Below are 15,345 nucleotides of genomic sequence, written 5' to 3'. Positions count from 1 at the left end.
GATTTCTTAAGGATTGTTTTTAATTTCTATTTGGCCTACGTTCCCTGTTTACAATTTCTTTCAGTGCCGGTTCAACCGCCAGCGCATGGCCATGACCAAAGGTGATTAACACCCTGTCGTATTGATTCAATGCGGCATCTATTTTGGATAGTAACACACTGTCTCTGGTCATTTTAGACACCCTGCCAACCGCGCAGTATTTACAATGGTCATTGATATAATCAAAAGCCTCTAAATCAAAATTTGTCACATCAAATACTTTTCCGGTCTTTCTTTTATACAGTTTTTTAAAATAGCTTAGTTCCACTTCTGCTGGCAATAATGGAAATCCATTCTTAATAAAATATTTTGCTATGATGCGGTTAAATACGCTGTCGAAATTTTCGTGCAGATAAGCGCCGTAATGATATGGAATAGCTATGCGCTCTATCACATAATAGAGATACAGATCTTCTTTGGGTTGTTTTTTTAGGGTTAATTCAAATTCAGTCCTTGCGTCCATATCTCCGTTTAGCATTTTAATAGCGCTTTTGTCGGCATAGTATTTTAGCAGTCCGGTTTCGCCATCTTTCTGTATGGCTTCATTAATGGTTGTGTAATGGGTGTTGTCAGGGATCTGTCCGCCCTCATTAAAAACCAGTTCTGGTTTCAGCTCCGCAAAATACTTTCCTATGATACTGAACTGGGGGTGAGTGCTGACAGCATCATGCACACAACCGATAAAAACGATACGCTTGCCATTTTTGCTTCTTACATCAATAACGTAAGGTGTTTTAACCGTGTCCATTATTTTGCCAACTTTCACATAATCCCGTACAGTATAGTGGTTCAAGCTAATGGAGTTTCCTTTCCTGAGGATATTGCAGGATAACAGGCACATTCCAGAAAGCCAAAGCATCACCGTTTTCATCATATAAGTACTTAGTAATTGCTACAAATAAAGTTTTTTGAAGCCATGTAGTAACCTGCTGATTGATGAACGGGGTATTTTTTTTGATAAAACCGGGCATTAATTTGACAAGAAAAATTTTGCTTTGGCCATAGTAGATAATCAATCGATTACCTCTACCTTAGTCATTGCTGATGAACAAACAAGTAGCCGTTGCAGGATATCAGAAGCCAGATTCATAGCCGAAATGATGTGATTTACAGATGAAGATTTTTGTCCCTTTTAATTCGATCCGAACTGCAGTAATACTCCTGCTAACAGTTATCCTTTTGGGGGGCAATGCCTTAGCACAGCAAATAAAGTACAGCCAGCCGCTTTACCGGAATTTCACCAATATCAATTCCAGCCTGCCATCCAATATCGTTTACAAAATGGTAACAGATGGATATGGTTATCTCTGGATGACAACAGAAAGTGGACTGGTGCGTTATGATGGAAATACATTTAAAAAGTATACCGCAGCGCAAACAGACAATGAATTTATTCAGATTTATAAAGGAGGTGATAGTTTGCTGTGGCTATTTGGCTACTCGGGTAACAGCAGGCTGTTCAATTTTAAAACGCACCACTTCGCCACTGTTCTTAACGAGCCTGTAAACCTTTCTATCAAAAGCCCGGTGATACTGGCCTGGCAAAAAAAAGACACCCTATCCCTATACCGGATAAACAGCACCTTTTCGCAAACCAATATTGCTAATCCAAAGCGGCAATGGTTAAAAGACAAATCGTCATTTATCTCGAGTCTTTTAGCCCAATGGAAAATTTCTAATGCAATTAACGGTGTTTCTACAGATAGCTTGTCTGCCTTATTTAAAAAGAAACCCTATGCTATACAAATCACGGGCGATGATTTAATACTGGGCAATAAAATATTCCGGAAAAACGAAAATGCGCCAGCTACATTGTTATTTGATGGCAACCAGGCAAAAATTACCGGTAACATGAGTTCTTATGTGAGGATCGGTAATGACTTATATTTAGGTTTTGTAGAGCAGCAGGAGTTATTGCTTGTACAAAACTTCTTCGCTAAGGCTAATAAACAGCGCCTGTCATACTCAAAAATACTGACGCGGGCACCAGTTACAAGCCTTGTTAGTGACTATCAGGGTAATCTTTGGGTGGGTACACTTGGCAAAGGCATTTACTTGTTTACCCCTGCCGATCTCGCTACAAGACATCTTCAACCAACTGGTGATCGTTTGGCTGAGGGCTACATTTCTGGAATTAGTAAACTTAATGGTGGACTTACCGCGCTTGGCCATAAGCGGGACAGCGTAAGCATTTTATCAAAGGAAAAAGTAATAGCGCTCAAACTCTCCAGTCAGCAATCCTTGAATGAAATCAGGGATATTTACAAAACTGCCAGCCATTGGTTCTTTTTTGGCAGCCAAAACTGTTATACAGGCGAAGGGGTAACGATACCTGGCAAAATTATGCCACTGGCGATTAGTAGTCATACTCCTTTTAAAGATGGTACAGTATTTAACAACAAATACTATTTTACCACCAAAACTGCCTGCTTCATTATCAATAGCAATGGGAAGATCAGCACCGATAACCGCTACAAGGGAATAAATACACTCTCCATTTCACCATTTAATGATGCGGTATGCTTTTATGGGACAAACGATGGCATATATCGCAATAATGTAAAGGAGCATCTTTTCTCATCAATTCGCATTAACAAACTGAGGATAATTAATAATGCCCTGATTGTATGCACCCAGGAAGGCGCTTTTGTTGTTCAGCTTAGCGCTAAGGGAGAACTGGGAAGCTACAAACAAATACTCGGGCAGAGCTGTTACGACATAAAAGCAGATAAGCAGTATTGCTACCTAAAGGCAGGCTCGGGGCTGGTTATACTTAACATCAAAGACTGGAAAGCAGTTAATGAGATTGATGCAAGAAAATACGCTTTTTCAATCAATGATTTTTTGCCCGAAACGGATACACTTGCTTTAGCGACCAATAATGGTGTTTATTATATACCAAAGCGGTTGGTTACTGACTTGAAAAGTACCGTCAGGCCAAAAATTTACCTAACATGCTCCCTCACTGGCTTCGATCCTTCAAAAACAAGCTCAGAAACCCACTATTCAAAACATCTCTCCATCACCCTGTCGGCAGAGGTTCTTGACTATTCGAGTGAAACCAAGCATATCAGTTACCAAATCAATGTTAAAGGAGATGCCATTGGTAATTGGCAAACGGTAACAGGCAGGGTTATTACACTAAACAACCTCGAGCCGGGCAAATACGTAGTAACGATAAAAGCAAGAGGAAACTATTCACCACTAGAAACCAATGTATCGCATACGGTTATCATTCACCCTTTATGGTACCAACTGGTTTGGGTTAATTTACTCTTCTGGCTACTGATGGTGGTTTTAATCGGCTTTTTTGCATTCAGATGGTATAAAGTGCAGTTACAGAAGGCCAGAAAAAAAATGAATGATCAGTTAAGGATGAACGAACTGGAAAACAAGAATTTGTTTGCCCAGTTAAAACCACACTTTATTTTTAATGTACTTACTCCTTTACAATCCTATTTCATTAATGGTGATGATATTGGCGGGCTCAAATATCTTGATAACTATGCTAAACTAATGCGTGGTTTTTTACAGCAGAGCAGGGAAAGTTATATTACTATAGAAAGAGAAATTAATTTCCTAAAGCATTACCTTTTTATCCAGCAGCAACGATTTGACAATGGTTTTACCTATTCATTTGAGCTTGATGATCGCCTGGTAATCTCACAGCTATACATCCCTACTTTAATATTGCAACCAATTGTTGAAAATGCAGTAGAACATGGAGTAAAAAATGAAAACGGATTAAATGGCCACATACGTATTGTTGCAGTACCCCAGGGGGATAAAATACGGGTTTCTGTTATAGACAACGGAAGCGGATTCAAAAAAGGTGAACCTTTCTTTCTGGCGAACCATGCACTCGAAATTATTAAAGAACGTCTTGAACTAATCTGTTTAAAACATCAGGCAGGTAGTTTACACATCCTGTCGAACAGCGATACCGCAGGTGCTACTGTAACTATCGAATTGCCACTATTAACCACTCAACCATGATATTATGATGCTAAAAGCCTTTATTGTTGACGATGAACTGATGCCCAGGATTACCCTTGCAGGCTTGCTCAGAAAATTCTGTCCCGATGTAGAAATTGCAGGCATGGCCGAAAGTTATTCAAAGGCTGTTGCGGCCTTACAGCACCAACAGGTAGATCTTATTTTTATGGATATAAACCTGGGTAATCATACCGGTTTCGATATTTTAGACGAGCTGCTGTCCTACCGCGCTGCTGTTGTATTTGTGACAGCTTATGAGGAATTTGCACTTAAAGCATTTAAGTATGCAGCCGTAAACTACCTTTTGAAACCGGTAAACCACCTCGCGCTGATCGAAACCATTTCAAGGGTACAACAAACTAAAACTGCTGGTAATAAGGTAAGTATTCATGGTGATAATGCCTATGAAAGAAAACAAATTGCCATCCCCAATAAAAACAAAATTGAACTGGTATCTATCCGTGATATCGTTTACCTGTCTGCTGAAGGAAGTTACACTGTTTTGCATCTGCAGCACAAGGAAAGCATCATGTTCTCTAAGCATCTGAAAACAATTGAAGATATCCTCAGTCCTTACATTGAGTTCGTTAGGGTTCACAGGTCTTACCTTGTAAACAAGCGCTTCATTGTTGCATATAACAGAACCGACAATGGCTATCTGGAAATGCAACAGGGAGCTTTAATACCGATTGGAAACCTTTATAAACAGGAGGTATTTAACCTGTTTGAACATTAGCTATTCAGCTATCAGCTAGTGCGAAAAAAGACCACATCAGGCTTCGCTTTTCAGGAATGAGGATACTGCTTACCCAGGCTCTCCACCTGAAAGGGCATGCTATCAAAAGCTTAACTTCCACCAACATCTCTCTCAAAATAGCTACTCACTAAAGCACAATGTTTTACCGGCAAAAGCTGGCTCATTCAGGGTAACCAAATTACAAAAGTAAAAAGTTATAATTCGGTATTTTTGCAACCTGAGCTATTTTAAACCAACAATATTTAGTAAAAATAATGAACGTCCCCTCCATTCAATCAACATCCCTTGAATAAGTAAAATAACGATTGTCCTTAAATGGTCAATCATGTTCCCTGGTAATGACGCTCTCGTCTGGAAATCTTCCATTTAGGTTTCCCTTATTGGAACAACTTATAACAAGCATGAAAATACAAAGATCAAGTACCCTTGCTGAGCTGCAATCGCTCCGGGTAGGCGACCATATTACCTTTTGCCAGAATTCAGGCCGGATCAAAAATATTGAAGTCCACCGTTTCAGAAATGAACACCATTTTTACATCAAGCTCCAATATATCAAACAGACGATACTGATCATAAAATAACAATAGAAAAACTATTTTAATGATAGCGGCACATAAATTCCCTTTTGAGCACATCGCGAAAACCAGAGCGAGATTTATTTTTAATGTTTTTATTTTTAAATTGGTTTAATGGAATTGCTATTTTTCAAACCACAATCTACCTTATTGCAGAACCACATCGAATACTTTTATCTCCTCAATAAGGGAGATCGTTCCAAAAATGTTCGTTACTATACTTTTCCACAAGTTAATTCAATAGTCTCGATCAACCGCAACCCAAGATTTATTTTCGAAAAAGGTAAGCTCTCTGTTTTTAGGAACCGTAGAATTTCTGTGCTTTCCACCTTGATCTGCAGTTATAATAGTCCCATTGAAATTAATATCCCAGGTTACATCAACGAGATTACCATCAGTTTCAAACCATTAGGGTTAAATGCTTTTTTAAGCAAAGACCTTAATACCTATACCGCTAATCAATTTGCCTATTTTAACCCTTACAACGATTTCAATGAGAAAATGACGGCAATTACTGCTATAAAATGTCCTGAGGAAAAGATCCTCCGATTAGAGGAGTATTTGCTGGAAAAATATGTTGGTTTTAACCATCCTTTTCTTCAGGAAGTAATTGAAGATATGTTAAACGCAGACCAGCATTATTCTATCAGAGATATTGCTACAAAATATAACATAAGCAGGAAAACGCTTTATAAACATTTCGAAATCCATATTGGGAAAAACCCAACTGAAATGCGGAAAATGATCCGTTTCAGGCAGGCCATCCGCGAACATTTTGGTTTAGATCCAAAACACAGCTTTAATGAACTTTCGAATAAAATGGACTTTTTTGATTCTTCACACCTCAATAAAGAATTCCGTGCAATTACCGGATGTACGCCCAGGGTGTTCTTCAATCAAATCTATTCTATGAACGCAGGCGCCATCAATTGGTTATTCATTTAATTTAACTTTTCAATTATCATTTCAGCGAATTAAGCTAAATTAATTATTGAGTAGTATGCTAACCGATAAAATCCAGGGCAAAGCAATTGTTTTGGTTTCAGGATATCCTATATTTACGCATTGATGCATAGCGAAAGGTCGACGAGTAAGCCTTCCACTAAAAACACTGCCTCCTCCTTATAAAAAACAGTATTCAACAAATGGCTAGAATATTTCAGACTCCAACCATGGGAGAAGCCCAGATCAGGGTAGCGCTGGTAACAGACCGTTCGCAGGCAGATTTATGCGTGCACCGGGTTTCATCATGGGGAATGGCCCGTGGCGATGCTAACTGGTTTCTTACCCGTGACAAACAAGACGCTACCTGCCTTATTTATTTTACTTCTATTGGTATGGCGCAGGTTAAAGTATATTTTACAGATAACTACGGCGAAGCCGGATGGCAAAAAGAAAGTGTCCATAAAGGAAGGTTCGGCTAAGGAAACCAGCACCACAAGGTGCCTGACAAAAGCAGCACCAATTTGCCCTACATAAGTGCCTATACCGATATAGACTAACTTTTCGTTTACAGCCCCTTGCACAAATGAACCTGAAAGCTTTGGTGTCGGATCCCACCCACGATCCTCCTTTACGCTAAACGCAAAAAGGGAAAGTGATATACCGTCCCATTAATAAGATTATTGTCTTTTCGCAAGCTGGGTCTGCACTTCCTTAAGTACTGCACCATTATAGTATCCTGACCATTTGGATACAATTTTTCCTTTTGGATCAATAAGTAGAAATGTTGGATAACCAGTAATGCCGTACTTGATGATCGTTTCTCCATAAAACCCTTTCCCATCCCAAAGGCTCAACCATTGCGGCTGGTCTCTATTTATGCCCTTTAACCAGCTTTCTTTACCGGCATCACCTGAAAATGAAACGATAGAAAGCTCTTTGCTGTATGCTTTCGAGATTTTCTTCAATTCCGGTACTGACTCGATGCAAGGACCACAATAAGCCGTTGAAAAATCCAGTAATATATATTTCCCTTTATGCTCAGATAGGAGATGCTTCTTACCATCTTTGTCAAAAGCGCTAAAGTCCCAAAAAGAATCACCTGTTTCTAAAATATTCCCAACCGCCAAAAAAGTTTTAATGCGTTTTGCATAACCAGTATTTTTGAAAGCCGGGTTCAGCGCATCATAAAACTTACCAATGGTATCTTTTGGAAAGTCGTTTTTAAGGTAAAACAGCGCATCAAGTCCTTCGTAACTGTTTAGGTTATGCCTTACGAAATTCATTCTTTGAAATTTGTCTACGCTATCTATTTTTGCAATCCTCTTCCATATCGCTTTACCTTTCGATTTCGCACTGTCACCGGAAAGCAACTGATACGCTGCAACCAATTTATTGCGTTCCTTGTAACCTTCTTTGGTTAGTCCGATCATTTTATTGTGCACATCCTGGGTTTTCGAGCCAGTAATTTTCAGGTCAAACGGAAAATCACCAATATCCCCTTTCACATCGATTTTTTCATTCCCTATCAATAAAGTGAAGTAATAATAATTTTGTCCGACAACGGTTGTTACCCATAAAGACTGTGGCTCAGCGCCTAGTTTTCCCTTAAAACTTAAATGATCATTTTTAATTTCGGCACTGTCAATATTGATATCAAGGTTTACATCATTCAAATAAAATTTGGTACCGTTTTTGAATCCAGTGATCTGGGCGTTGATAGCATATTGTTGTGCGGAGACGGCCGTATGGATGCACATCCCCAGAAATAGGGTTAGCAGAGCGTTTTTCATATCACACTAAAATAAGATTTGTCCTGATAAAATCCAATATTAATCCTTTTCATTTAGTCACCCTATAAATAAGACCTGATCAACCAAGCTTTCTGTCCGAAATATACGGCACAATGGGATAGATGTAATCGTCTGTATTTACGCCTAATTGTTCGGGTGATGAACCAACAAAAACAGTCTTTTTACCCTTGATTACAATCCTGCCTTTTTGATCAATTTCAATCATCGCCCATATCGGATCTTTGTAGGGCACAGTATATTTAATATTTGGATGTGCTTTATCTACCTCCTCTGTATAACGGCTCTCCTTATACTTATCTCCCAGCCATTGATAGGATGCACTGTTAATCTGTACATAATGAATGTTATTGATGTAGTTGTAATAATCCTGATGGTGATGGCCACTGATCACCAGGATTACCTTTTGCCTGCCTGCTTTTTTATTGGCTTCCTCAAGGGTATACCTCAGCTGTGTGCCGTTTTCCAATCCACCTGCATCATTATCCAATCCCTGATGACAGCATATAACCGTAGGCAAATCAGTTCCATCGAGGTCTTTTCTAAGCCATTCTAGTTGTACAGGTGAAATATACCGTGCGTAACCCTTTGGCCGCTCAGCGCTAAGATTATGTTCATTTCCATCCAGTACGATAAAATGAAAACCGTTCATATCAAAAGCGTAGTATTTTGCTTTGGCATTCCAAAATTCAACTACCTGCTCCCGGGTATAGCCCCCATCGGTATCGTGGTTGCCGATCACATGGTACTTAGGGCCTTTAAACTGGTTCCAAATATCCATTAATGGCATGTTCTCTTTTTTTGGAAAGCAAAAATCGCCTCCCTGTATAATAAAATCGGGCTGCTCTTTATCCATTTCCTTAATAAAAGCCGATAAACGGTCCAGGCCATCATGCATGATATCATGATGCAGGTCAGTAATCATTCCAAACCTGATTTTCGGCTTAAAGGTTTCGCGCTCGCCCCTTTCTGAAACCGGAGTGGCACCTAACCGATAAACAGGGCCAATTGCCAAAGCAGCCAATGTTAGTTTCTGAATAAAGTTTCTTCTATTTTGATTCTTCATATTCCAAATTAATACAGATTGTTAACTTACCGCGAGCCTTGCCCTGACCGGATAATGGTTGGATAAGGTAGCGGTAAGCTTGTCTTTTATGATTTAATCCTTTTATGAGATATTTTAAGTTTTTTCGATATCAGGATACCATCAATCCTTATTTGTTCACTGGCCCAAACCGTTGGTAATAGCTTTGAAGGATAGCTCTGTTTCTCATCCAGGTTTTGCAAAACCTTGTACTTTTCGTTTGTCATGTTAAGTGTAATCATCTCCTTTATTTTAACCGGAAGAGCGTCACCACAGCGGCATGATCTGATGGAAACATGACCGGATGATAATCAATTACCCGCGATTCAATTGCATTAAGGTCTTTTCCTTTATAATAGATAAAATCAATCCGATCTCTGACCCCATACTTGTCTGTTGTTGTAGCCGCCCTTACACCCCAGGTTAAACCGGGATCAAGTAACGGGTTTTTATGTAATTCCCTATAGCTATCTAAAAACCCTGCTTTGATCATTTCCCGGCTTTCGGGCCATTCTACAATACGGTCAAAGTGGATTGCTTTTGTTGCCTCCGTCCAATCCAAATGCGAGCCCATATTAAAATCGCCACCCATAATTACCGGCAAATGGTCTGTATTTTTAAGATAAGGGTCAATCTTGCTCAGGATCTCTTTAATTTCGGCATGCCTGGTAGCACCTTCATCCTGTATTAATTGCTGTGGATTTTTATGCTGCTCTCTGATACTGGCATCAACATCAGGCAGATAATTTAACCAGGTATTAAAATAGACGAGCTCTTTGTTAGCGCTTAATTTTAGCTTTACCCCACCAAAATTTGACGGATGAAACGCTTTGATTGTTTCGCTGATCGGATAACGGCTCATGATGGAAAGGTTGGAACTGATCAAATAAAAATAATAACCTAGCGAATCGGCAATAACAGCTCCTGAGCCATAAGTTTCAATCAGGCCTATAACATCTGCATGCGTAGACTTTATCGTTTCGATTAACCGCTGCAGGCCTACTGCTTCCCCATACCGATGCCCTCCATGCCATACGTTCCAGGATAATACTTTCAAATGTACCGGGTTATAAGGTTCTGCTTTAACCACCTCATTTGAAAAGAATTCACTGAATAACCCCTGTGCCTGATCTGCACTTAAAGCAACATTCCAAACCTTTACCTCATCTATATACCCGTTAAAAGCAAACCATTGTCCGTTGGATCCATACTCCCATTTTTCATCGGTACCACCGATAACGGTTGCATTACTGGTTTCAAAACCTTTAATACCAGGCGTATAGTATATCGCAACATTTTTTCCATCTAAATAAATCCATACCTCCTGTTTCTCGCGGTTAACGCTAAAAAGAATTTGGTGCCATCGGCCATCATTTATGCGTTGCCTTTCTGTGGTGGGTTTGTAATCATAGCTTGATTTACCATCATTTAAAATTAGTCCCCATGCACCATTTTCCTGCGTGTAAACCTGCCAGCCCGCAGTTGCAAAATCTCCTGCATTTTTATTCCCGATTACCGGAGTACCCATTTTTGCATTTGGCAAGGTTTTTACCCACACCTGTACCGAGAATGAAGTTCGCACATTAAATTCGGGCAGGGTTCCTTTGATTAATCTCACAGGCCTTCTTAAAACCGCATTTGCTGATAAATCCAGGGCCATGCCACTTAGCCCCCTTTCATACTTGGACTGCTGCAGATCGACCCCATAATAGGCACTATCCTTAGGTATAATGATTTCCTTTACGTTGTGATCATCAAAATTCAGGTAAAATACCGGCTTTTGGGCATTTGCCAAATTCTGCCAGCTAATAATCATGGCCAGCAATAAAACTGTTCTTATTACCATATTATTTTACAACAGATTCAATCACTTCTCCTATCGGGTTAACAGATGTGAAGTTGAAACCCAATAATCCAGCAATCGTTTTTGCGTATTGATTCTGGTAAATTTGTCCGTTATTCTTCATCTCACCCATTGGTTTTATTTTAGGCCCCAAAGCCATCAGCCAGGTATCGTTGGAATGCGGGGTACCTGAACCATGACTGGTCCATTGCTTCCCTTCACCACGGCCATGATCTGGCATAACGATCAGCGTGGTATTACCTTTATAGAATGGATCGTTCTGCAGGTAAGTCCATAAACGTCCAATCATCGCATCAATATTATGGGCAGCGTCCAGATAAAAGTCATATTTACCCTCGTGGGCATGATCATCTGTATCGGCCAGATCGAGATAAACGACTTTAGGATGCTTAGCCATGATGTAGGATTTTGCCAAAGCATAAGTACTTGCATCCCAACGCTCACCACTGCCCCACAACTGTGGCTCGTAGTGCTGGATTTCGTTCGCGAGTTTTTGAGCTTCGGTAAGCTTATTTCCTGTCACATCTTCGAAAGGGTTATTTACCATCAACCCGTTTCTGTTGCGGTTAATGATTCTGGCCACCGCATCCCATGAGGCAAATGCAACAACTTTACCTTTATAACCTTTTTGCTGATCAATAAACTCCAGTACATTTTTATTTGGATTATCGGGATAGTCGTTCGAATTTACCTTAGGATCGGCGTAACCTGTTAAATTCTCGCTTCGGCCCGGATAAGAAAACCAATAAGTATTTTTAACATTAACCAAACTTCCGGCCTCGCGGTTACCATAGAGCTGACCTTGTTTCGCTATTGTATTCCACACAAAGGGCATCAATTTAGCTCTCCTATCGGGCTGATTATTAGACCAGTATTTCCGGGCAAGCTCACTGGAATCCTGCGAATTATATTTTCTATTTGTGATGAGTTGCTGTTCTGCACCCTGAAATACTTCATGCCATCGCAATCCATCGATGGATATAATGATCATATTTGCCGGCTGATTAGCCTTTTGTGCAAATAAAGTTCCTACCGCTAAAAGTATGGATAGGGATAAAACAATTGTCTTTTTCATTTTGGTAAGCGTAAATGGTATTATTTTATATTCGGTTTTTTTATTGCATCAAACATGGGTATATATGAACCTGTAAGGTTGTAATACCACCTAAAATTTACTTGTTATATACCCGCCATTTCTTTTATAGCACTTCAGCACCAACAAATTGTCATGCTGTTTTTTTGAATAAACGTTTTTAAGATAATTCATCAGATGGGTTAAGTTTTGCAATCTGGTATTCATATACTTCAAAGGTAAAACCGGCAGCTATCCGGCTATTCAAATATATGAATAATGTAAACAAAAGTAAACAAATACTAAACGCATATTGCAATAGCTATTTAGCCTGTCAACCTTGTCATAATAACCGAGTTTAAGGCCGAATATCCAATTGGGCCTTCCCGAGCCTGAAATCAATTGTTAGATGCCCCATAATTGTATTTTAAAGGTCCCGGTTAAAGGCGGGATCAAACCAGCCCTAAAAAAGGTCATACCATCATATGAAATCATGATATGACCTTCAGTAGCTATCTATGCTAAGCCCGAACTCAATTAGCCCCTTCAGGTTTTGCAGCAGACAAAAACTTATTCAAAGTTTTTACAAGCGCCTCTCCCCTTAAGTTTTTGGCAACGATTACCCCATTGGGATCTATCAAAAAGTTTTGTGGAATAGCCGTTATCGCATAAAATCCTGCTGCCTGGTTTTTCCATCCCTGCAAGTCGCTAACCTGTGTCCATGGCATACCATCATCTTTAACCGCCTTTAGCCAATTCTCCTTTTTATCATCGAGTGACACCGCCAGGATATCGAAATTCTTATCCTTAAACTGGTTATAGGCTTTTAAAACGTTTGGATTCTCAGCCCTGCAGGGGCCGCACCAGCTCGCCCAGAAATCGAGCAGTACAAATTTTCCCCTGAAGGAACTTAATGAAACCATTTTCCCATCCAAGCCTGGCTGACTAAAATCTTTTGCAGTGATACCGATAGCAGTTTTTTTCACAACATCCAGTTTTGCAGCCAGCATTTTACCCTCCCCAGAGTTTTTGAGGGTGGCGCTTAAGCTGTTAAACAGCGGTTCAAATGTACCGGGCTCAATAATCCCACCCCTATCTTTCACAAGACTAAAACTTACATAAGAATCCGGATGCTGGCGGATAAAGGCTTCTTCTTTTTCATTGCTTTTAGTCGATAAGGGCTGCATTAACTTCTGTAGCTCTTTTAAACGCCTGATCGTGTCCATCCCCTTGCCCTGTGTTTTTACCAGAATTGGGATCATTTCCTCACGGAGTGGCTCAGATTTTTCCATTTCGGGTTTTAACGAAGTGCGCAGCAGTAAGTATTCGCCCTGGGTTTTGCCCCCACTAATCAGTGCTTTGTTTGCAGAAGAAGTTCCTGAAACATTAAAAACACCCTTTTCCAGAAAAAAGTCTTGTTCATCTCTCCTGAGTATTTTTTCTATATAGCTTATTGCAGGGTCTGCTTTTATGGCTTTAAGCGAAATGGTAGCTTTAACAGGAACCGCCTCTGCTGATCCTTTAAAACTAAACATGCCTTTTTCTGTTACCGCAGAGTCTACAATCCTTTTATTACCGATTCTATAATCGAGAAAAACTTTTTTTTCTTCTTTAAGTGCTGAAAATTTTCCGTTGATCGAAAAGCTATTCTGTGCATTAACCTTGATCCCCATCAGACAAAGTCCTGCGATCAGCATTGATATTTTTTTCATGATTTTTTTAATAAGTTTTATATTTTAATTACTGCTTAAGGGTTATTTTGCATACCTGGATTTGCGGTCATTACCTTTTCAGGGAACCTGAAAACAAACCGCTCAGGCCGCAGCACATAGGTATTGATTTCACCGCTTGATTTAACATAGTTGTGACTATAGGTTGTGCCCGAGAAGATAGGGTCTGTGGATAGCCTGCGCATATCAAACCAACGATAGCCCTGCAAGGCAAATTCACGTGTACGCTCCTGGATAATAAACCTGATCATTTCAGTAGGATCGCTTATCTCTACTGCCGCTGCACTAGCCGGCATCCTGTTCTTACGTAATAACTCCAAATCGGCTTTAGCGCCTGGAACATCATTGGTTCTGGCTTTACACTCCGCCCTTAAAAGGTATATATCGGGCATGGTTAAACCAATCTGCGCTGCCACGGGCCCGTTTTTCCTGAGCACGCCTGCAACCGAAAACTCTGTAGCCGATCCCAGTACCCTGCGTGTAAAAAATCTCAACCTAAGGTCTGTAGGCCCATAAAGTGAGGCCGATTGTTGATTTAACAGGAAAACGGGAGAGATAAAAGAATAACTGTTGGTGATCTGCCTTGCCAGTAAATTCTCTTCATGATCAGGAAGATTTGGTGTACCACTAACAAACGACAATGGACTGGTTGCGGAATTGTAGCCCCAGGAACCATTATTGGCCATTGTGATGTTATAATCATATAAACGCACGCTATAATTTGCCGGCAAATGATCCAGGGCATTATTAAACTGCACAAGTCCCTGCGCATATTTCCCCATAAAGACATAAACTTTGCCAAGCATACCTTCTGCCGCTGCCTTGGCTCCTCTGGTCCTACCCAAGGGACTCACAGGCAGTCCTGCAATCGCCGCCTGAAGATCGCCAATAATAAAATCGTATACCTCCTGCACGGTTGCCCTATTAAAACTGGTGGCTGTTACATCAGCTGCTGTAATTATAGGAAAACTAAGGTCGGAAGATGCTGTAGAGGCATTATATGGCTTGCCGTAATAGTTGTTGAGCATAAAGTATATCCATGCCCTGTTTAATTGGGCTTCTGCCTTTAAAGCTGTTCTCTGCTGCAAGCTACCGCCTTTGGAATCCATTACTTCGGCAGCAATCTTGTTGTAAGTATAGAGCTGCTTCATCAGCGCAGACATTTCAACTGCATCCTCGCTGGCTTCATAAACGACATCTTCGTAGCGGAACAGCCTGAGCTCCCTTAAACTTGCCAATGCGTAATGCGGGTCAATTATGGTCACTTCATCACCAAGTGCAATCTGACCATCGGTACTCGGCCCGGGAACAACCAAAGTATTGTTGTTGAACATCAGGTCATAATCATCTGTTTTCTGAGCGATCAGCTTACCTTTTGGTTCCACATCCAGAAAATCCTGCTTACAGGAATTTAGCGCAACAAGTGCCAAACAGCTGAGCAGGATATATTTTGTAATTAAATTCTTCATTTTCTT

13 protein-coding genes and 1 pseudogene are annotated in these 15,345 nt (G+C 40.2%); 5 read left to right on the top strand and 9 right to left on the bottom strand.

The window, feature by feature from the left end; translation table 11 throughout:
• Positions 1-19: 19 nt before the first annotated feature.
• Positions 20-913: a hypothetical protein gene (locus G7074_RS21635; protein WP_166211283.1), complete on the bottom strand. Its 894-nt coding sequence runs from the start codon at positions 911-913 to the stop codon at positions 20-22.
• 239 nt (positions 914-1,152) lie between these two features.
• Between G7074_RS21635 and G7074_RS21630 the strand changes: the two genes are divergently transcribed.
• From G7074_RS21630 to G7074_RS21610, 5 genes are all read left to right on the top strand, one after another.
• Positions 1,153-4,035, top strand: a complete 2,883-nt coding sequence (locus G7074_RS21630) for a histidine kinase (protein WP_166211280.1) — start codon at positions 1,153-1,155, stop codon at positions 4,033-4,035.
• A gap of 4 nt (positions 4,036-4,039) precedes the next feature.
• The gene (locus G7074_RS21625) at positions 4,040-4,771 is read left to right on the top strand and encodes a LytTR family DNA-binding domain-containing protein (protein WP_124562376.1); all 732 of its coding nucleotides are present in this window, start codon (positions 4,040-4,042) and stop codon (positions 4,769-4,771) included.
• A gap of 422 nt (positions 4,772-5,193) precedes the next feature.
• Positions 5,194-5,373, top strand: a complete 180-nt coding sequence (locus G7074_RS21620) for a hypothetical protein (protein WP_124562377.1) — start codon at positions 5,194-5,196, stop codon at positions 5,371-5,373.
• A 108-nt stretch (positions 5,374-5,481) separates the two neighbouring features.
• The gene (locus tag G7074_RS21615; protein WP_124562378.1) at positions 5,482-6,312 is read left to right on the top strand and encodes an AraC family transcriptional regulator; all 831 of its coding nucleotides are present in this window, start codon (positions 5,482-5,484) and stop codon (positions 6,310-6,312) included.
• Between the two features lie 200 nt (positions 6,313-6,512).
• Positions 6,513-6,791 (top strand): DUF6150 family protein, encoded by a 279-nt coding sequence (locus G7074_RS21610; RefSeq protein WP_124562379.1) that lies wholly within the window; start codon positions 6,513-6,515, stop codon positions 6,789-6,791.
• 33 nt (positions 6,792-6,824) lie between these two features.
• Here G7074_RS21610 and G7074_RS28015 read toward each other — a convergent pair.
• The 8 genes and pseudogenes from G7074_RS28015 to G7074_RS21575 form a co-directional block, all read right to left on the bottom strand.
• Positions 6,825-6,971: pseudogene (locus tag G7074_RS28015) on the bottom strand (DUF5990 family protein); the annotation flags it as partial.
• 18 nt (positions 6,972-6,989) lie between these two features.
• Entirely contained in the window at positions 6,990-8,102 is a 1,113-nt protein-coding gene (locus G7074_RS21605; RefSeq protein ID WP_124562380.1) for a TlpA disulfide reductase family protein, read from the bottom strand.
• A 79-nt stretch (positions 8,103-8,181) separates the two neighbouring features.
• Positions 8,182-9,186, bottom strand: coding sequence for a metallophosphoesterase (locus tag G7074_RS21600; protein WP_124562381.1), 1,005 nt, complete (start codon positions 9,184-9,186; stop codon positions 8,182-8,184).
• An 86-nt stretch (positions 9,187-9,272) separates the two neighbouring features.
• The gene (locus tag G7074_RS21595) at positions 9,273-9,446 is read right to left on the bottom strand and encodes a hypothetical protein (RefSeq protein ID WP_158674130.1); all 174 of its coding nucleotides are present in this window, start codon (positions 9,444-9,446) and stop codon (positions 9,273-9,275) included.
• Positions 9,447-9,451: 5 nt separating this feature from the next.
• Entirely contained in the window at positions 9,452-11,050 is a 1,599-nt protein-coding gene (locus tag G7074_RS21590) for an endonuclease/exonuclease/phosphatase family protein (RefSeq protein ID WP_124562382.1), read from the bottom strand.
• Between the two features lies 1 nt (position 11,051).
• On the bottom strand, positions 11,052-12,143 hold the full coding sequence (locus G7074_RS21585) for an alkaline phosphatase family protein (protein WP_124562383.1): 1,092 nt from the start codon (positions 12,141-12,143) through the stop codon (positions 11,052-11,054).
• A gap of 530 nt (positions 12,144-12,673) precedes the next feature.
• A complete protein-coding gene (locus G7074_RS21580; protein WP_166211277.1) occupies positions 12,674-13,852 on the bottom strand; it encodes a TlpA disulfide reductase family protein in 1,179 nt (392 codons plus the stop codon).
• A gap of 35 nt (positions 13,853-13,887) precedes the next feature.
• Positions 13,888-15,339, bottom strand: coding sequence for a RagB/SusD family nutrient uptake outer membrane protein (locus tag G7074_RS21575; RefSeq protein ID WP_166211274.1), 1,452 nt, complete (start codon positions 15,337-15,339; stop codon positions 13,888-13,890).
• Positions 15,340-15,345 lie beyond the last annotated feature (6 nt).

The sequence above is a fragment of the Pedobacter sp. HDW13 genome, assembly GCF_011303555.1.
Lineage (GTDB): Bacteria > Bacteroidota > Bacteroidia > Sphingobacteriales > Sphingobacteriaceae > Pedobacter.
This window is presented reverse-complemented; position numbering and strand designations above follow the sequence as displayed.